Origin of the sequence: Actinomycetospora sp. CA-101289 (genome assembly GCF_050955895.1) — a bacterium.
Lineage (GTDB): Bacteria > Actinomycetota > Actinomycetes > Mycobacteriales > Pseudonocardiaceae > Actinomycetospora.
The window spans coordinates 5,921,148-5,939,512 of record NZ_CP192093.1 but is presented as its reverse complement, the minus strand read 5'-3'; the positions used below and the strand labels follow the sequence as shown (position 1 = coordinate 5,939,512).

12 protein-coding genes are annotated in these 18,365 nt (G+C 76.2%); 9 read left to right on the top strand and 3 right to left on the bottom strand.

The features are described 5' to 3' along the window. Positions 1–22: 22 nt before the first annotated feature. Positions 23–1,003 (bottom strand): zinc-binding dehydrogenase, encoded by a 981-nt coding sequence (locus ACQPX6_RS29500; RefSeq protein WP_433784354.1) that lies wholly within the window; start codon positions 1,001–1,003, stop codon positions 23–25. Between the two features lie 187 nt (positions 1,004–1,190). Between ACQPX6_RS29500 and recC the strand changes: the two genes are divergently transcribed. The 5 genes from recC (at position 1,191) to ACQPX6_RS29475 (ending at position 11,359) form a co-directional block, all read left to right on the top strand. After that, entirely contained in the window at positions 1,191–4,433 is a 3,243-nt protein-coding gene (gene recC / locus ACQPX6_RS29495) for an exodeoxyribonuclease V subunit gamma (RefSeq protein ID WP_433784353.1), read from the top strand. Next, complete coding sequence (locus tag ACQPX6_RS29490; RefSeq protein ID WP_433784351.1) at positions 4,430–7,801, top strand: UvrD-helicase domain-containing protein; 3,372 nt, start codon at positions 4,430–4,432, stop codon at positions 7,799–7,801. The genes recC and ACQPX6_RS29490 overlap by 4 nt, the downstream gene beginning before the upstream one ends. Further along, positions 7,798–9,657 carry an exodeoxyribonuclease V subunit alpha gene (gene recD / locus ACQPX6_RS29485; RefSeq protein WP_433784349.1) on the top strand — a complete coding sequence of 620 codons (1,860 nt, stop codon included), beginning with the start codon at positions 7,798–7,800 and terminating at the stop codon, positions 9,655–9,657. Before ACQPX6_RS29490 ends, recD begins: the two co-directional genes overlap by 4 nt. Before the next feature lie 86 nt (positions 9,658–9,743). After that, the gene (locus tag ACQPX6_RS29480; RefSeq protein WP_433784347.1) at positions 9,744–11,054 is read left to right on the top strand and encodes an SLC13 family permease; all 1,311 of its coding nucleotides are present in this window, start codon (positions 9,744–9,746) and stop codon (positions 11,052–11,054) included. Between the two features lie 41 nt (positions 11,055–11,095). Next, entirely contained in the window at positions 11,096–11,359 is a 264-nt protein-coding gene (locus ACQPX6_RS29475) for a hypothetical protein (protein ID WP_433784346.1), read from the top strand. Here ACQPX6_RS29475 and ACQPX6_RS29470 read toward each other — a convergent pair. Next, complete coding sequence (locus ACQPX6_RS29470) at positions 11,356–12,867, bottom strand: carboxylesterase/lipase family protein (protein ID WP_433784345.1); 1,512 nt, start codon at positions 12,865–12,867, stop codon at positions 11,356–11,358. The two genes, ACQPX6_RS29475 and ACQPX6_RS29470, sit on opposite strands and share 4 nt — an antisense overlap. Before the next feature lie 217 nt (positions 12,868–13,084). On the opposite strand from ACQPX6_RS29470, the gene ACQPX6_RS29465 reads away from it, so the two are divergent. From ACQPX6_RS29465 to ACQPX6_RS29450, 4 genes are all read left to right on the top strand, one after another. Continuing rightward, positions 13,085–13,732, top strand: a complete 648-nt coding sequence (locus tag ACQPX6_RS29465) for a hypothetical protein (RefSeq protein WP_433784343.1) — start codon at positions 13,085–13,087, stop codon at positions 13,730–13,732. A gap of 16 nt (positions 13,733–13,748) precedes the next feature. Further along, the gene (locus ACQPX6_RS29460; protein WP_433784342.1) at positions 13,749–14,363 is read left to right on the top strand and encodes a hypothetical protein; all 615 of its coding nucleotides are present in this window, start codon (positions 13,749–13,751) and stop codon (positions 14,361–14,363) included. A 214-nt stretch (positions 14,364–14,577) separates the two neighbouring features. Continuing rightward, positions 14,578–16,047, top strand: coding sequence for an N-acetylmuramoyl-L-alanine amidase (locus ACQPX6_RS29455; protein ID WP_433784340.1), 1,470 nt, complete (start codon positions 14,578–14,580; stop codon positions 16,045–16,047). A 46-nt stretch (positions 16,048–16,093) separates the two neighbouring features. Beyond that, on the top strand, positions 16,094–16,897 hold the full coding sequence (locus ACQPX6_RS29450) for a transglutaminase family protein (protein ID WP_433784339.1): 804 nt from the start codon (positions 16,094–16,096) through the stop codon (positions 16,895–16,897). A 40-nt stretch (positions 16,898–16,937) separates the two neighbouring features. Here the strand turns inward: ACQPX6_RS29450 and ACQPX6_RS29445 are convergent, their stop codons facing one another. Continuing rightward, complete coding sequence (locus tag ACQPX6_RS29445) at positions 16,938–18,311, bottom strand: carotenoid oxygenase family protein (RefSeq protein WP_433784338.1); 1,374 nt, start codon at positions 18,309–18,311, stop codon at positions 16,938–16,940. Between the last annotated feature and the right edge of the window lie 54 nt (positions 18,312–18,365).

Here is an 18,365-nt window from a genome sequence, read left to right as displayed (position 1 = left end):
GCCCCTGGGCCGCCGACCGCCTCTACGGCACCAACAACGTCTTCCCCACCGCCGCCCGGGCCGCGATGGCCGCGTGGGCGTCCGCCGCCTTCTCGAGGGCGAAGGTCTGGCCGATCACCGGGCGGTAGTGACCGGCCGCCGCCTCGACCAGCGTCTTCTCGACCAGGGCCCGGCGGCGGGCGCGGTCGAGGCTGGGCAGGTCGGTCAGGCCGACGACCGTGATCCCCCGGCGGCGGGCCTCGTCGGGGTCGGGCGAGGCGAACTCGCCGCCCGCGGTGCCGTACGAGACGAAGCGGCCGCCTTCGACGACCAGCCCGAACGCCGCCCGTCCGAGCGCGCTGCCGGCGCCGTCGAGGACCGCGTCGACCGTGCCGACGCGGTCGGTCCAGCCGTCCTCGCCGTAGTCGACCACCTCGGCGGCCCCGAGCGACCGCAGGAGCCCGGTCTTCGCGTCGCCCCGCGCCGCGGCCACGACCTCGAAGCCCCGCCGCGTCAGCTCCTGCACCAGCAGCACCCCCGCGCCCCCGGCGGCCGCGGCGACCAGCACCCGCTCGCCCGTCCGGGCCGCCACCGCGTCCAGCAGCGACTGCAGCGTCGGGCCGTCGTGCAGGAGCGCGACCGCATGCGGCACGTCGAGGGCCTCGGGTACCGGGATGAGCTCGGACTCCGCGACCACGGCGCGCTCCGCGTAGCCGCCGACCGGGATCTCGCGGCTGCCGACGTCCTGCTTGGTGTCCGCGACGACGCGCACGCCGGTCCACGACGGGTCGACGTCCGCGCCGACGGCGGCCACGAGCCCGCCGACCCCGCTGCCCGGCACGTACGTCGGCGCCACGGGGAAGAAGTCCTCGCCCCAGCCCGAGCGCAGCAGCGTGTCCAGGAACATCACGTCGGCCGCGGCGACCGCGATCACCGCCTCGCCCGGTCCGGGCTCCGGGTCCGGGACCGTCGCCGGCCGCAGCACCTCCGGTCCGCCGAACTCCTCCACCTGCACCACGCGCATGGCTCCTCCTCGGGTCTCGATCACCGAGGAGGCTCCGGCCTGGACGAAGGTCGAGGTCAAGAGCTGTGCGCGCTTGTCCGCGCCAGGACACGGGCAAGCGCGCACGAGCCCGGAGGGCCAAGGTGTCGGACCCCTCGTCTAGCGTCGCCGGGCAGGCAGAGATCGGGTCGGCGGGGGGAGGTGCGGCGTGCTGCACGTGCACCGGGCCGAGCGCGCCGATCGGCTCGTCGAGGCCCTGGCCGACGTCCTCGCCGACCCGCTGGACGACCCCTTCGAGCCCGAGGTCGTCGCCGTGCCGACGCGCGGGATCGAGCGCTGGCTCGCCCAGCGGCTGTCGCACCGGCTCGGGGTCACCGGGGGCGACGACGGGGTGTGCGCGAACGTCGTCTTCCCCTCGCCGGCGGAGGTCGTCGCCGGCGTGCTCGGCGTCCCCGACGACGACCCGTGGCGTCCGGACCGGCTGGTCTGGCCCCTGCTCGAGACCATCGACGCGTGCGCCGAGGAGCCGTGGTGCGCCCCGCTCGGCGCGTTCCTCGGCGTCGGCGACCCGAGCGGCACGCGGCGCGGGCGACGCTTCGCCGCGGCGCGCCACCTCGCGCGCCTGTTCAGCCGCTACGCCGACCACCGGCCCGCGCTCGTCCGGGCCTGGGCGGCGGGCGACGACGCCGGCACCCCGGACGACCTGCTCTGGCAGCCCGAGCTGTGGCGGCGGCTGCGCGCCCGGGTCGCAGAGCCCAGCCCCCCGGAGATCGACCCGCAGGTCAAGCCGGGGCGCTTCCCCGCCCGGCTCTCGCTCTTCGGCGCGACGCGGCTGTCGTCCACCGAGCTCATGGTGCTCGACGCCCTCGCCGTCGGCCACGAGGTGCACCTCTGGCTGCCGCACCCCTCGCCGGCGCTCTGGTCGCGGCTCGAGGACCACGACGCCGAGCGGCGCAGCGACGACACCAGCGCCGACGCCGTCGCGCACCCGCTGCTCGCGAGCCTCGGCCGCGACGTCCGCGAGCTGCAGCTGCGCCTCGCCCGCCCCGGCCGGTCCACGCGCACCGACCACCACCACGCCGACCCGGCGCCGCGGACCACGCTGCTCGCGCGCCTGCAGGACGACCTGCGCCACGACCGGGCGCCGGCCGCCGTGCCGGTCACGGCGACGGACGGCAGCATCCGGATCCACCGCTGCCACGGGCCGGACCGCCAGGTCGAGGTGCTGCGCGAGACGATCCTGGGCCTGCTGCGCGAGGACCCGACGCTCGAGCCGCGCGACGTCATCGTCCTGTGCCCGGACATCGAGACGTTCGCGCCGCTGATCACGGCGACGTTCGGGCCCGGCGACGGCGAGGACGTCGCACACCCGGGGCACCGGCTGCGGGTGCGGCTGGCCGACCGGTCGCTGCGTGAGGTCAACCCGCTGTTCGGCACGGTCGCGACGCTGCTCGAGCTCGCCGACTCCCGGATCACCGCCTCGCAGCTGCTCGACCTCGCCGAGTCCGACCCGGTGCGCCGTCGCTTCCGGTTCGACGACGACGACCTCCAGCGGCTGCGCGAGCTGGCCGAGACCGCGGGTGTCCGCTGGGGGCTCGACGCGGCGCACCGTGCGGCGTTCTCGCTGGCCCGCTTCGGCGAGAACACCTGGGCCCAGGGGCTCGACCGCCTGCTCGTCGGCGTCGCGATGTCCGCCGACGGCGGCGACTGGCTGGGCGACGCGCTGCCGCTCGACGAGGTCGACTCCTCCGACGTCGAGCCCGTGGGCCGCCTCGGCGAGCTGGTCGACCGGGTCGGCGCCGTCGTCGACGACCTGCGCGGCGACCGGCCGCTGAGCGCCTGGATCGACGCCCTGCGCCGGGGCCTCGACTCGCTCACCGCGACGGTCCCGGCCGATGCGTGGCAGCTCGCGCAGGCCCGCGCCGAGCTGGCCGCGGTGCTCGAGAGCGCCCCGCACGACCCGGCGATGACGCTGCACGACGTGCGGGCGGTGCTCGCCGACCGGCTCGCCGGACGCCCCACGCGCGCGAACTTCCGCACCGGCACGCTCACCGTCGCCACGCTGATGCCGATGCGGTCGGTGCCGCACCGCGTCGTGTGCCTGCTCGGCATGGACGACCAGGTGTTCCCCCGCGAGACCCGCGCCGACGGCGACGACGTCCTCGCCCGCGACCCCCGCGTCGGCGAGCGCGACCCCGCGGCCGAGGACCGGCAGCTGCTGCTCGACGCCATCGTGGCCGCCACCGACCACCTCGTCGTCGTCCACTCCGGCGCCGACGAGCGCACGGGCGCCGAGCGCCCGCCCGCGGTGCCGATCGGCGAGCTGGTCGACACCCTGGACGCCAGCTTCGCCTTCGCCGACGGCCGGAGGGCTCGCGAGCACCTCACGCGCGCCAACCCGCTGCAGCCCTTCGACGCCGACGACTTCGACGCCGGCGGCGGGAAGACCCCGTTCTCCTTCGACGGCTTCGCCCTTGCGGGCACCCGGGCGCTGCTCGCCGAGCGGGGCACGCCGACGCCGTTCCTGCCCGGTCCGCTCCCGCCGAAGGCGCGCGCCGAGGTCGACCTCGAGGACCTGGCCCGTTTCTTCGAGCACCCGGTGCGGGCGTTCCTGCGCCAGCGGCTCGGGGTGCACGCGCGCGGCGAGGAGGAGGAGACCGTCGAGGCGGTGCCCGTCGAGCCCGACGGGCTGGCGAAGTGGGCCATCGGCGAGCGCCTGCTGCGCGACCGCCTCGCCGGCCGCGACGTCGCCACCTGCATCGCGGCCGAGCGGCGCCGCGGCGACCTGCCGCCGGGCCCGCTGGGCGACCGGCTGGTGCGCGACCTCGGCCGGCAGATCGAGCCACTGGCCAAGGCGGTGGACGGGCTGCGCGGCACGGCGGCCACCGACGTCGACGTCACCACCGACGCCCTGGTCGGCGCGGTCGGCGGGGTGCACGACGCCACGCTGGTCACCGTCACGTACTCGAAGCTGGCGCCGAAGCACCGTCTGCGCGCGTGGGTCAGCCTTCTCGCGCTCGCCGCGGCGCACCCGGACCGCACCTGGCGGGCGGTCACCGTCGGCCGGGGCAACTACGGCGCGCCCGTGCTGACGTCGACCCTCCGCCCGCTGGAGCCCGAGGTGGCGCAGAAGGTGCTCACCGACCTGCTCGCGCTGCACGCCGACGGGCTGCTCGAGCCGCTGCCGCTGATGTGCCGCACGTCCGAGGCGTACGCGCAGACGCGGGCGACCAAGGGCGAGGCCGCGGCGATGAACCGGGCGCGCGACCAGTGGACCAGCCGCTTCGGCGGGGAGCAGGACGACGCCGCCCACGTGCTGGTCTGGGGCCGGCGCCGCCTGCTCGACGACCTCGTCGGCGACCCGTCGGGGGACGCGCCCAGCCGGTTCGCGGGCCTGGCGACGCGGCTGTGGACGCCGGTGCGCGACGCCGAGGAGCTGAGGGGCCGGTGACCGCCACGCTGACCCGGCCCTTCGAGGTCACCGGCGAGCTGCCCCGCGGCACGACGGTGCTCGAGGCCTCCGCGGGCACGGGCAAGACGTTCACCATCGCCGCGCTCGCCGCCCGCTACGTCGCCGAGGGCCACGCGACGCTGCCGCAGATCATGATCGTGACCTTCGGGCGCGAGGCGACGCGGGAGCTGCGCGAGCGGGTGCGCGGGCGTTTCGTCGACACCGAGCGGGGCCTCGCCGACCCCGGGGCGGCGCGCGTCTCGGGCGACCCGGTGCTGGAGCTGCTCGCCGACGTCGACGACGCGGAGGTCGCCCGGCGGCGCGCGCGCCTGGCCACGGCGCTCGCGGGCTTCGACGCGGCGACCATCGCCACCACCCACCAGTTCTGCCAGGACATGCTCACCGGCCTGGGCATCGTCGGCGACACCGACCCGGACGGCACGTTCGTCGAGCGGATCGACGACGTGGTCACCGAGGTCGTCGACGACTTCTACCTGCGCAAGTACGCGGTGCCCGACGCGCCGCCGCCCGACTTCGACCGCGCCACCGCCCTGCTCATCGGGCAGGCCGTCGTCAACGATCCCGGCGCGCTCATCGCCCCCGGCCGCGACGCCCCGGACCGGGCGGGCGCCCGCGCGGCCTTCGCGGGCGCCGTGCGCCAGGAGGTCGAGGCGCGCAAGCGCCGCCGGCGGCTGTACACGTTCGACGACATGCTGACCCGGCTGCACCGCGCGCTGCGCCACGAACGGCTGGGCGCCGCGGCGTGCGCCCGGCTGCGGGCGCGGTTCTCGGTGGTGCTGGTCGACGAGTTCCAGGACACCGACCCCATCCAGTGGGACATCCTGCGCGCCGCGTTCCACGAGGACCCGGGCGACGGCCGCACGCCCGCCCTGACGTTCATCGGCGACCCCAAGCAGGCGATCTACGGCTTCCGCGGCGCCGACGTCGTCAGCTACCTCGCCGCCGTCGAGTCCGCCGACACCCGCGCCGGGCTCGCGACCAACTGGCGCAGCGACGCGCCGCTGGTCACCGCACTGCACACCGTCTTCGGGGGCGCAGCGCTGGGCGACCCGCGGATCGTCGTGCCGCCGGTGGCGTCCGCGCACCCGGGACGGCGGCTGGCGGGCGCCCCGCGGCCGGCGCCCTTCCGCCTGCGCGTGGTGCCGCGGACGGGCCTGCGCGCCGACCACCGCACCCAGCTCCCGCTGGTCGTGGGCGTGCGCGAGCGGATCGCCGCCGACCTCGCGGCCGACGTCGCCGAGCTGGTCGCCGCGCCGTCCCGGTGGGAGGACCGCGACCTGGGCCCCGGCGACGTCGCCGTCCTCGTGCGCACCAACGCCCAGGCGACCCTGGTGCAGGGCGCGCTCACCGCGGCCGGCATCCCCTCGGTGCTCGCGGGCGCCACCAGCGTGTTCGCCACCGAGAGCGCCGAGGAGTGGCTCACGCTGCTCGAGGCCGTCGAGCAGCCGGGGCGCCCCGCGCGGGTCCGGGCCGCCGCGCTGACGACGTTCCTCGGCCACGGCGCCACGCACCTCGACGCGCACGCCGACGAGGTGCTGCCCGAGGTCGGGGCGGCCTTGCGGCGGTGGGGCGCGGTGCTGCACGAGCGCGGGGTCGCGGCGTTCCTCGAGGCCGCGTCGGCCGAGACGGGGCTGGCCGCGCGGGTGCTCGCCCGCGTCGACGGCGAGCGGCGCATGACCGACATCCGCCACATCGGCCAGGTGCTGCACGCCGCGTCGGTCGAGTCGCGGCTCGGGGTGGTCGCGCTCGTGGAGTGGCTGCGCGCGCGCCGGGCCGAGACCAGCGCGGGCGCCGGGGAGATCCGCCCGGAGCGGAGCCGCAGGCTCGAGTCCGACACTGGCGCGGTCCAGGTGCTCACCGTGCACAAGTGCAAGGGCCTCGAGTACCCGGTGGTCTACGTGCCGTTCGGGTGGGACCGCTGGGTCTCCGACGACCCGACGGTGGTCACGCACCACGACGCGGACGGGCACCGGGTCCGCGCGGTCGGCGGGCGCGACGACCCCGCGTGGTCCGAGCACGTCACCGCCGCGCGCACCGAGGACGACGGCGAGGACCTGCGCCTGCTCTACGTCGCGCTCACCCGGGCCCAGGGGCAGGTCGTGTGCTGGTGGGCGCCCTCGACCAACACGTCGAGCTCGGCGGTGCACCGCCTGCTGTGGGGCCGGCCCGGGCCGGGCACCGACCCCGACGGCTCCTACCCGGTGGTCGAGGACGTGCGGGTCGCCGAGCACCTCGACGCCCTGGCCAGCGAGGACATCGCCGTCGAGCGCGTCGAGGCGCGGACGCCGGTGCCCTACGTGCCCGACGCCGGCGAGGCCCGGCGCCTCGCCGCGGCCCCGTTCGACCGCGGCCTCGACCTCGCGTGGCGCCGCTCGTCGTACTCCTCGCTCACCGCCGGGGCGCACGCCGGCGCCCCGGTGAGCGAGCCCGAGGACCGCACCCTCACCGACGAGACCGAGCCCGACGAGGCGCCCGCCGCGTCGCCGGACGACGTCCCGCCGCTGCCCTCGCCGCTCGCCGACCTCCCCGTTGGCGCGGCCTTCGGCACGCTCGTGCACGCGGTGCTCGAGACCGTCGACACCGCCACCGGCGATCTGCACGCCGGGTTGCTCGCCGCGTCCGCCGAGGAGCTGCGGCACCGCCCGCACGCCGAGGTCGCCGCGGCGACGCTCGCCGCGGCGCTGCTGCCCGTCATGGCGACGCCACTGCCGCTCGCGAGCCGGCCGTGGTGCCTCGCCGACGTCGCGCCGCGAGACCGCCTCGCCGAGCTGGACTTCGAGCTGCCGCTGGCCGGCGGCGACCGGGCGGGGGCGGGGACGCCGGCGGTCACGCTCGCGCAGATCGCGGGGCTGCTGCGGCGCCACCCGCCCGCCGACGACCCGCTCGTGCGGTACCCCGAGGTGCTCGACGACGACCACGGGCTCGGCGAGCAGGTCCTGCGCGGCTACCTCACCGGCAGCATCGACGGCGTCCTGCGCAGCCCCGACGGGCGCTTCGTCGTCGTCGACTACAAGACCAACTGGCTCGGCCCGATCGGGCCCGCCGGCCGCGAGCCGCTCACCGCGGCGCACTACGGGCTCGCGTCGATGACCACCGCGATGATCGCCGCGCACTACCCCCTGCAGGCCGTGCTGTACGCGGTCGCCCTGCACCGCTTCCTGCGCTGGCGGCTGCGGGGCTACGACCCCGCGACCCACCTCGGCGGCGTGCTCTACCTCTTCCTGCGCGGGATGTGCGGCCCGGACACCCCGGTGGTCGACGGCACCACGTGCGGGGTGTTCGCGTGGTCCCCGCCGCCGGCGCTGGTCGTCGAGCTCAGCGCCCTGCTCGACGGGGGTCCGCGGTGAGCGCTCCCACGGCCACCGGCGAGCTCGCCGAGGACGGCGTCCGGTTCGCGGTGCGCGCCACCGGCCTGCTCGCGGAGTTCAACGCGCGCGGGGTGCTGGCGGCCACCGACGTACAGGTCGCCCACCGGCTCTCGCGCCTCGGCGGCGAGACCGACGAGCAGGTGCTGCTCGCGGCCGCGCTGACGGTGCGCGCGCTGCGGGCGGGCTCGGTGTGCCTGGACCTCGAGCAGGTCGACCGGACGGTGCTGGCCGAGGGCGACGAGGTGGTCGACACCTCCGATCTGCGCTGGCCCGAGCCCGGCCCGTGGCTCGCGGCCTGCGCGGCCTCGCCGCTCGTCGCCGCGGACGACCCGACGGCCACCGGGCACCCGTTGCGGCTGGTCGACGGGCTGCTCTACCTCGACCGGTACTGGCGCCAGGAGGAGCAGGTCCGCACGGCGCTCGCCGTCCGGGCCGCTGCAGCGGCGCCGGAGGTCGACGACGAGCGTCTGCGCGCCGCGCTCGACCGCCTGTTCCGCGGCGGCGAGGACGCCACCGACGCGGCCCAGCGCCGCGCCGTCGCGGTGAGCGCGCTGCGCTGGACCAGCGTGCTCGCCGGCGGACCGGGCACCGGCAAGACCACCACCGTCGCCACGCTGCTCGCCGTGCTGCGCGACCAGGACGCGTCGCTGCGCGTGGCCCTGGCCGCCCCCACCGGCAAAGCGGCAGCCCGCATGCAGGAGGCGCTCGCCGAGGTCGAGCTGCCGCCGGCGGACCGCGAGCGCGTCCTCGGGCTCTCGGCGTCGACGATCCACCGGCTGCTCGGGCCGATCCGCGGGTCGTCGCGCTTCCGGTTCGACCGGCACCGCCGCCTGCCCTACGACGTGGTCGTCGTCGACGAGACCTCGATGGTGTCGCTGACGCTCATGGCCCGGCTGCTCGAGGCCCTGCGCCCGGACGCTCGCCTGGTGCTCGTCGGCGACCCCGACCAGCTCGCGTCGGTCGAGGCGGGCGCGGTGCTCGGCGACCTGGTCGCGGCCCCCGCCGACCCCGAGCCGGCGCTCGACGCGGCCCTCGACCGGGTCGGCGCGCCCGGCGCGCCCGTACGCGGCGGCGTCACCGTGCTCGACCGGACCTGGCGCTTCCACGGCACCATCGCGGCCCTGGCCGCCGCGATCCGGGTCGGCGACGCGGACGCGGCGATGGACGCGCTGCGCGCCGGCGAGCACGACGTCGTGTTCGTCGAGGACGCCGACCTGACCGTGCGCGACCCAGCGGGCCTGCGCGCGCTGCGCGAGGAGGTCGTCGGCGCCGCCTCCGAGACCGAGCTGGCGGCCCTCGACGGCGACGCCCCGCTGGCGCTCGAACACCTCGACGAGCACCGCCTGCTCTGCGCGCACCGCCGCGGGCCCTACGGGGTGACGCGGTGGGCCGCGGACGTCGAGCGCTGGCTGCTCGAGGCCGGGCCGGTCGCCGACCGCGACGAGGAGTGGTACCCGGGCCGCCCGCTGCTGGTCACCACCAACGACCACGACCGCGGCGTCTACAACGGCGACACCGGCGTCGTGGTGGCCACCGCGAAGGGGCCGCGGGCGGTGTTCGCGCGGGGGGACGCGCCGATCGAGATCGCGCCGAGCCTGCTCGACGGCGTCACCACGGTGTACGCGATGACCGTGCACCGCGCGCAGGGCAGCCAGTTCGCCCGGGTCTCGGTGATCCTCCCGCCCGCCGAGTCGCCGCTGCTCACCCGCGAGCTGCTCTACACGGCGGTCACCCGGGCGCGGGTCCGCGTGCGGCTCGTCGGCAGCGAGGAGGCGGTGCGGGCGGCGATCGCGCGGCCGATCGGGCGGGCGTCGGGGCTGCGGCGCCGGCTCTGAGGCGCAGTTGACGATCACGCACCCCGTGTGGGCGAATCGTCACCCTCGGCGGGCGGGGCGGCCCGCCCCGCGCGGCGGGAGAACGCATGGCCCCGGAGATCGTCTCGATCGTCGTGTTGGTCGTGATCTTCGTGATCGCGACGCTACTGCCGGTGAACCTCGGTGCGCTGGGGTTCGTCGCGGCGGCCGGGGTGGGCGTGCTGCTGGTCGGCATGAGCCTCGACGACGCGCTGGCCGGCTTCCCGGTCGACCTGTTCCTCATCCTCGTCGGGCTCACCTACCTGTTCTCGGTGGCCCACCACAACGGCACCGTCGACCTGCTCGTGCGCTGGTCGATGCGCCTCGTGCGCGGCCACCTCGTCGCGGCGCCCTGGATCTTCTTCGTGCTCTCGGCGGTGTTCTCGGCGATCGGGGCCCTGTTCGCCGTGGCGATCGTCGCCCCGCTGGCCATGCCCTTCGCCCGCCGCTACGGGGTGGACCTGCTGCTCATGGGCATGATGGTCGTCCACGGGTCGCTGGCCGGGGCGTTCTCGCCGATCAGCGTCTACGGCGTCTTCGTGGCCGGCGTCGTCGAGCCGACCGGCCTGCCGTTCAGCCCGCTCGTGCTCTTCCTCGCCCCGTTCCTCATCAACGTGGCGATCGCGGCGGTGCTGTTCGTCGTGCTCGGCGGGCGCCGCCTCACCGGGGTGCGGGTCGCGCACGCGGTGCCGGCCGGCACCGACACGGCCACCACGACGGACGAGACCGACAGTGAGGCCGACGTCGAGGACGAGGGCGAGGACGACACCCCGCCCCGGGTGGGCCGGGAGCAGGTGCTCACGCTCATCGGCATCGCCGCGCTCGCGATCGGCACGGTCGCGTTCGGTCTCGACGTCGGCGTGCTGTCGCTCGGGATCGCGGTGCTGCTCGGCATCCTCTGCCCCGCCGGGCACCGCGAGGCCGCCGCGGGGATCGCGTGGTCGACGATCCTGCTGGTCTGCGGCGTCATCACCTACGTCGCCGTGCTGCAGGAGGCCGGGACGGTCGACTGGGTCGGCGCGGGCATCGTCGCCCTCGGCGTGCCGCTGATCGCCGCGCTGCTGCTCTGCTACCTCGGCGGCGTGCTGTCGGCGTTCGCCTCGTCGGCGGGGATCCTCGGCGTCGCGATCCCGCTCGCGCTGCCGTTCCTGCAGTCGGGCGCGGTGGGCCCGATCGGCATGGTGGCGGCGCTGGCGGTCGCCACGACGGTCGTCGACGTCAGCCCGTTCTCCACCAACGGTGCCCTGGTCCTCGCGTCCACCCCGGCCGAGGTCGACCGCGACGCCTTCTACCGGCGCATGCTCGTCTACAGCGGGATCGTGGTCGTCGCGGGCCCGCTGCTGGCCTGGGGCCTGCTGGTCGTGCCCGGCTGGGCGTAGCCGGGGTTCACGCGCACCCCGCGACGGGGTAGAAGGTCTCCATGACCGAGGAGGGCAAGACTCCCCAGGCCCGGAACCCCGCCGCCGACCCCGACGACTCGCCCGAGAAGCAGAGCGAGCTCAAGCTCAACGTCGGGATCGGCATCATCGGCACGATCCTGTCGGTCGGCGTGGCGGTGATCTTCTTCTTCGTCGAGCACGACACGATCCTGGGCATCGTCTTCGCCGTCGTCGCGCTGATCTCGCTGGCCGTCACGCTGTACGCCGCGCAGCGCAAGCGGAAGGCCAAGCCCCGGACGAGCTAGTCGTAGCCGCGGAAGCCCTCCCAGGCCAGGCGGCGCTCGCGGCGCGGGTCGGACTCGACGCGGTCCGCGCGGTCGAGGATCTTGGTCAGGCGCGTGTCCGGGTCGTAGGCCGGCCAGTACGAGGCGGGGGCCCCGTGGCGGGCGAAGTGGATCCAGTCGCCCTGCACCCGGTCCTGCATCGCGCGCAGCTCGCGGCGCCCGCCGAGCGCGGTGAGCCACGCCGCCGAGCCCCGGTCGGTGACGCCGAAGACGGGGAAGAGCTCCATGCCGTGCGTCGCGCGCACGCCCATGAGGTTGAGCACCGGCGTCGTGAGGTCGTAGCGGTAGGCCCAGACCGGCCCGCGGTGGGCCTGCATGACGCGCACCGAGGGGTACCAGAACATGTAGTCGCCGCCGAGGTCGCGGCGGTGCGGCGTGCCCTCGTAGGCCGCGAGCACCTGCTCGCGCAGCTCCGGCTGGGTCAGGGCGAACATCTGCGCGGCGCGCTCCTCGCTGACGAGGACGTCCATGCGCAGGCGGGGGAGCTCGAAGAGCCGTCCCTCGGTGTCGTTGGTCCCGATGATCAGCGGGACGTCCGCCGCGCGCCCGGCCTCGAAGGCGTCCAGCGGGGCCTCGGGCAGCAGGTCGCCGTCCACCACGGGCGCGGTGGGGATCGTGCCGGGCTGGTCGCCGAGCTGGTCGCGCAGCACCTGCGCGGCGCCGAGCAGCTGGTGCGGGGTGGCGGTGGTCAGGCCGGCGAGCGGGTCGTCGTCGGCGCCGAGGGCCGTCACGTACGAGGCCGCCCAGGCGCGGCTCCGCGCCTGGCCGAAGACCATGCCCGGCGCGGAGCTCTCGGCGATCGCGCGGTGGAACAGGCCGCGGGCCGAGGGGACGGTCATCAGCGTCGTCACCGAGATGGCGCCGGCGGACTCCCCGAAGATCGTCACCTGGTCCGGGTCGCCGCCGAAGGCCGCGATGTTGTCGCGCACCCACTCGAGCGCGGCGATCTGGTCGCGCAGCCCGAGGTTCGACTCCACCGGGCGCTCCGGCGTGCCGTAGCCGGAGAAGTCGAGGTAGCCCAGCGCGCCGAGGCGGTAGTTGACGCTGACGTAGACGACGTCGCCGCGGCGGACGAAGTCGTAGCCGCGGTAGGTCGGGGCCGAGGACGCGCCGACGACGAACGCGCCGCCGTAGAACCAGACCATGACCGGGCGCGGCTCGTCCGACGGTGTGACGGGCGCGCTGACGTTGAGCGTCAGGGAGTCCTCGTCCATCGGGGTGTGCTTGCCGGCGCCGATGAACTCGCCGATGCGCTCCTGGATCGGCACCGGGCCGAACCGCGAGGCGTCGCGCACGCCCTCCCACGGCTCGACGGGCTGCGGGGCGCGCAGGCGCCGCGCGCCGACCGGGGGCGCGGCGTAGGGCACCCCCCGCCACGAGTGCACGCCGTCCGCGGTGATGCCGCGGAGGAGGCCCCCGGTGGTCTTCACCTCGGGGCCCGGGGTCGGGGTCGGTCGGCGCGAGCGCATGATCCGACTCTGCTACGACGGCGTCCGGGGCGCCCGCCGATGTGATGGACCCGCCCGTCCCGGGCGTGTCGCGCCCCCGGGCGGCGCCCTCGATGACGGGACGAGTGGTCGCGTCGACACGCTCGGCGGTACACCGAGCGACTGTCGGTCACACTAGCGAGTCATGTTCGCCTGAACGGCTCAGCGTGTCGCGTTGCGACGCCGATGATTGCTCCTGATGGACGTACAGACGGACGCGGGCGTCGACGCTGCGCTGTGGGGACTCGAGGCCGCCTTCGTGGCGCACCCGGCCCCGCAGTCGCTGGCGGGGTGCCCCCACTGCCACGGCGAGGTGCGGGTCGCCGACGCCGACCCGCTGACGCTCGCGCTCGCGCTGGGCAACACGCTCGGCACCGCGGACGACCTCCGCGCCCTCACCCCGTTCCTCCTGCGCCGGGCGCTCACCGACGAGCGGGTGGACCTGCGCACGGTGCTCGGACGCGTCGCCGAGGTCTGGGCGGACTGGAGCGAGCTCGAGCGCGACGCCGTGCGCGACGTCGTCGACGCGGTGTGGACGGCGCTGCTCGACGCCCACCCGGACGCCCCCGACGGCGCGACGGCCGTGGCGATGCTCGACGGCATCGGCGCCCTCGGCGAGCCGCCCGACCGGCTGCTCGCCATCTGGGAGTACAAGGAGATCGCGAGCGCCGACCACCACCTCGCCGAGCTCGTCGTCGACGCCTTCTACGGCGCGCGCATCGACCGGCGGGTGCTGGTGTGGGCCCGGGCGGCGCCGCAGCGCGAGCGGCTGGAGCGCGCCCGCGAGCGCGACGGCGCCGAGCGGTGGGCCGGGACCCTGGCCGCCGCCTGCGACCTCGTGGGGTAGTCGCGACACTGGGGGCGTGGCGAGCTCGCGGGGTCTGCCCGACACCCTGGTCGACGAGTTGTGGCGGCGCGCGGTCGCCGGGATCGGTCCGTTCGCTGGGGCGGCGGGCGTCGCCGACGACGCGATGGCGGCCACGGACGACGACGTCGAGGCCGCGGTGCGCCGGATCGTCGGGTCGCACGTGCGGCTCGCGGCGAGCACCGGCCTGCTGAGCAGCCTCGGCGGGGCGGCGACGCTCGTGGTCACCGCGCCGGCGGGGATGACCGGGCTCTACCTGCTGAGCACACGGCTCGCGGCCGCGATCGCCCGCCTGCGCGGCCGCGACCTCGACGACCCGGTGACGCGCACCGCGGTGATGGTCTGCGTGCTGGGCGGCGACGGCGTCGAGCTGGCCGAGCGCACGGGCCTCGACCTGGTCAACGCCTCGCTGCTCTCGGGGCTGCGGCGGCTGCCGCCGGAGGTGCGCGCCCAGCTCGACACCCGCATCGGCTACCGCCTGACCTCGCGGTTCACCCGCCGCGGGGCCCTCAACGTCACCAAGCTCCTGCCCGTCGTGGGCGCCCCGTTCGGCGCGGGCGCGGACGCGATGGCCATGCGGACGGTCGCCACGTTCGCCCAGGCGCACCTCTGATCCGAGACCGGTCCGGAAGTCACCCGACCGGGCGGCTTCTGCGCGTGGTGGGGCTGGTGTGACTCGTGTGGGGGTTCATGGTGATCCCCGCGCGGCGGCCGGACGGTCGCCGCCCGCGAGTGGAGGTGTGATCGCGATGGCCGGGTCCCGGGGAGTGACGGGGCGTTCCCGCAGGTCGGCACGAGCACGGTCCGCCACGGTCGGCGTCGCCGCGTTGGTCGCGGCGGCGGCCCTGGTGCTCCCCGCCGCGCCCGCGCTCGCGGCCCCGCCGGCGCCGGCCGACCCGGCCGTGACCGGGGGTGTCAGCCAGCTCGACCCGGCGCACGCCGTCATGCCGCCGGCCGGACTGCCGCCCGCCCAGCCCGTCGCCACCGGCATCGAGCCGGTGACCTACGCGCCGGGCGCCCGTGACGCCTTCGGCGGGCGCCAGGCGCACAGCGCCGCGCCGCTGCGCCTCGTCGCGGTGACGTGGACGGGCGCGGCACCGGACGCCGTGTCCCTGCGCTCCACCGACGCCGCCGGCACCTGGGGCACGTGGACGAACCTGGACCCGAGCGGCAGCGAGCGCGACAGCGCGGCATCCAGCGTCGCGCCGCAGCGCGGCGGCACCGACCCGATCTGGGTCGGCGACCGCACCGCGGTGGAGGTCCGCGCGACGCGCGCCGGGCAGCCGGTGACCGACGAGGTGCAGGTCGTGCGCCTGGACCCGGGCCTGGGCAGCAACGACGACGCCATCGGCGCGATGGGCGCGGCGCGCGGGCCCGCGTCGCCGACGTACGTCACGCGGGCGCAGTGGGGCGCCGACGAGTCGATGATGAGCTGGCCGCCGGAGACCACCCCGACGGTGAAGGCCGTGACGATCCACCACACGAGCGAGTCCAACGACTACGCCGCGGCCGACTCGCCCAAGATCGTGCGCGCGATCTACGCCTACCACTCGCGCACCCAGGGCTGGGGCGACATCGGCTACAACGCGCTGGTCGACAAGTACGGGACGATCTTCGAGGGCCGGGCCGGCGGCTTGGACCGGGCCGTGGTGGCCGCCCACTCCGGCGGGTTCAACCGCGAGACCTTCGGCATCGCGATGATGGGCAACACCTCGACGACGCCGCCCACCCCGGCGACGCTGAACTCCGTCGCGGCCCTCGCGGCGTGGAAGCTGGGCGGGCTCTACCGCGACCCGCGCCAGCAGGTCCAGCTCACCTCCGCCGGAGGTGGCACCTCGCGCTTCCCCAAGGGCCAGACGACCACTGTCCCGGCCCTGTTCGCCCACCGCGACGTCGGCAACACGTCCTGCCCGGGCGACGCGGGGTACGCGCAGCTCGAGCCGCTGCGGGCGAAGGTGCAGCAGCTGATCGACCAGTCGGCAAGCGACGTCCGTACGGCCTGGTCGGCCGACCGCGCCGCGCTGGGCGAGCCGGTGCGCGTCGAGTCGCCGACCGCCGACGGCACGGGGCGCAGCACCGACTTCGAGCACGGGACGGTGGTGTGGTCGCCGCGCACCGGGGCGTGGCCGGTCACCGGGGCGATCGCCGGGCAGTGGCGGGCCGCCGGTGGCGAGGCCTCGGCGCTGGGCTACCCCACGAGCGCGGAGTACGACGTGCCCAACGGGCGCCAGCAGGACTTCGAGCACGGGCGCCTGACCTGGTCGCGGGACACGGGGGCGGTGTCCCGGCCGGCCTGACCCGCGCGCCCGGCGCCGCGTGTCCGGGCAGGGCACACTGCGCGGCGTGGAGGACGACGCGGCCCGGCGAGCGGCCGTCGACGACGCCGTGGAGCGGTTCCTGGCGCTGGTCGACGGCGGCGAGCCGGAGCTCCTCGACGCCGTCCTCGAGATCGCCCGCGCCGCGGACCCGGCCGCCGACGTCGACGCGGCGCGCGCCGAGATCGACCGGCTCGCGGCGGGCGTCGGCGGGCTCGACGACCTCGTGCGCCGGCTGTTCGTCGAGGCGGGCTTCCACGGCGACCGGAAGGACTACTACGACCCGCGGAACTCCTCGCTGACCCAGGTGCTCGCGCGGCGCACGGGCATCCCGATCACGCTGGCGGTGCTGTGCCTGGAGGTCGGGCGCCGCGCGGGCGTGGCGCTCGAGCCGGTCGGCATGCCCGGGCACTTCCTCGTCCACCCCGTCGGCTCGCCGCTGCACCTCGACCCGTTCACCGGCGAGCTGCTCGACCGCGAGCAGTGCGAGGCGCGGTTCCGCGAGGCCACGGGCCTGGGCGCCGAGGTCGCGTTCGACGACGCGCTGCTGGCCCCGATCAGCACCGAGGCGGTGCTCGTCCGGATGCTGACGAACCTGCGCGGCATCCACCTCTCGCGCGGGGACCTCGCCGAGCTCGGCTGGGTGCTGCGCATGCGCCTGGGCCTGCCCGGGGTGTCGGCGACCGAGGTCGCCGAGCTGGCCGAGGTCCGGGGCCGGCGCGCGGCGTTCCGCGAGGCCGCCGACCTGCTCGACACCTGGGCCGACGCGCTCCCGCGCGACGCCGACGCCCTGCACCGCCACGCCCGCCGCTGGCGCGCCCACCTCAACTAGGCACGTGAGCGATCTTTGGGCCTATAGGCCCAGAGATCGCTCACGTGGGGTCGGGCACCCAGCTGCCGTGGAAGCCCGAGGGGACGCCGCGGGGGAGGGTCACCGCGGCGACGGGGGCGGCGGCGACGTCCGTCGCGTCGAGCACCAGCAACTGCGAGGCGGCGCCGTCACGCGTCGTCGTGATCGTCAGCAGCCAGCCGTCGTCCTCGGCCCGCCCGGGCGCCGCCGACGCCACGAACACCGCCTCGCCGGCCACCACGTCCGGGCCCAGCTCGTGCGCGGTCAGCGTGCCGTCGCCGTCGACCTTCACCACGGCGCCGGCCCGCTCGCCCTGCGCGCCCCGGTCGGCGATCGCGTAGCGCCACCGCGAGTCCCGCCCGACCAGCGACTCGTCGAGCGTCGGGAACTCGACGCCCCGGTCCTCGAGCGCGGTCTCGGTGACCGAGCCGTCGCGCGGGTCGAGCACCCAGCGGTGCATGCGCGCCGCCCCGGTCGCGGCCGCGGCGGCCGCGGGGTCGCCGTGCACGGGCCCGCCCCACATCACGCCGACGTCGGCCGGGGAGTAGCGCGCCCCGTCCACCACCACGCGACCCTGCGCGTCGGTGTGGGCCCCGCCGACGTGGAAGACGTAGCAGGGATCGACGTCGAACCAGGCCACCGCGCACGCGGGGTCGTCCTGGCGCATGACGCCCAACCGCGCGCCGTACGCCTCGTCCCACCCGAACGGCATGCCCGTCGCCATCCGCTCCCACTGGAACGTCATCGGCAGGTCGAGCCACACGACGTGCTCGGCGGTGACCGCGAAGTCGTGCATCATCGTCGGCCCCGCGACGTCGACCCCGCGGCTGGTGAGCTCGGCGCCGTCGGCGGAGAGCCGGTGGTACGTCAGGAACGGCGGGAACGGCGAGTAGCCGAAGAAGTGCAGGTCGCCGGACTCCGGGTCGGTCTTCGGGTGCGCGGTCATCGCGGTGGTCAGGCGGCCGCCGAAGTCGCAGGGCCCGATCGTCGCCAGCTCGCCGTCCACCTCGTAGGGCAGGCCGTTCTCCACCAGCGCGAACAGCCGCCCCGCGTGCTCGATGACGTGGGTGTTGGCGGGCACGGCGGTGAGGTCGACGCCGGCCTCGGACATGAACGGACGGCCCTCGAGCGCGCCTGTGCGCACCCAGCGGTTGCGGTACCACTCGGCGCGGCCCGCGCGCAGCCGCACGCCGTGCAGCATCCCGTGCGCGGTGAACAGGTGGCCGGGCTCCTCGCCGGGCAGCCGGTTCGGCCCGTTGCGCAGATAGCGGCCGGTGAGCTCGGGCGGCAGCGTCCCCTCGACGGGCAGGTCGACGGCGTCGATCTCGTCGGGCACCGGCGCGAAGCGCCCGCCCAGCTCGGGGCGGCGACCGATCTCGGTGGGGCTGCTCGTCATCCGCCCAGCGTCGGCCCGGCACCGCGACCTGTCAACCTGGACATGTCCGTCCGG

Excerpts from the sequence above, each read along its gene's own strand:
- ACQPX6_RS29480 (WP_433784347.1), top strand. The coding sequence starts at position 9,744 with ATGGCCCCGGAGATCGTCTCGATCGTCGTGTTGGTCGTGATCTTCGTG.
- ACQPX6_RS29470 (WP_433784345.1), bottom strand. The coding sequence starts at position 12,867 with ATGCGCTCGCGCCGACCGACCCCGACCCCGGGCCCCGAGGTGAAGACC.
- ACQPX6_RS29475 (WP_433784346.1), top strand. The coding sequence starts at position 11,096 with ATGACCGAGGAGGGCAAGACTCCCCAGGCCCGGAACCCCGCCGCCGAC.
- ACQPX6_RS29500 (WP_433784354.1), bottom strand. The coding sequence starts at position 1,003 with ATGCGCGTGGTGCAGGTGGAGGAGTTCGGCGGACCGGAGGTGCTGCGG.
- ACQPX6_RS29465 (WP_433784343.1), top strand. The coding sequence starts at position 13,085 with ATGGACGTACAGACGGACGCGGGCGTCGACGCTGCGCTGTGGGGACTC.
- ACQPX6_RS29445 (WP_433784338.1), bottom strand. The coding sequence starts at position 18,311 with ATGACGAGCAGCCCCACCGAGATCGGTCGCCGCCCCGAGCTGGGCGGG.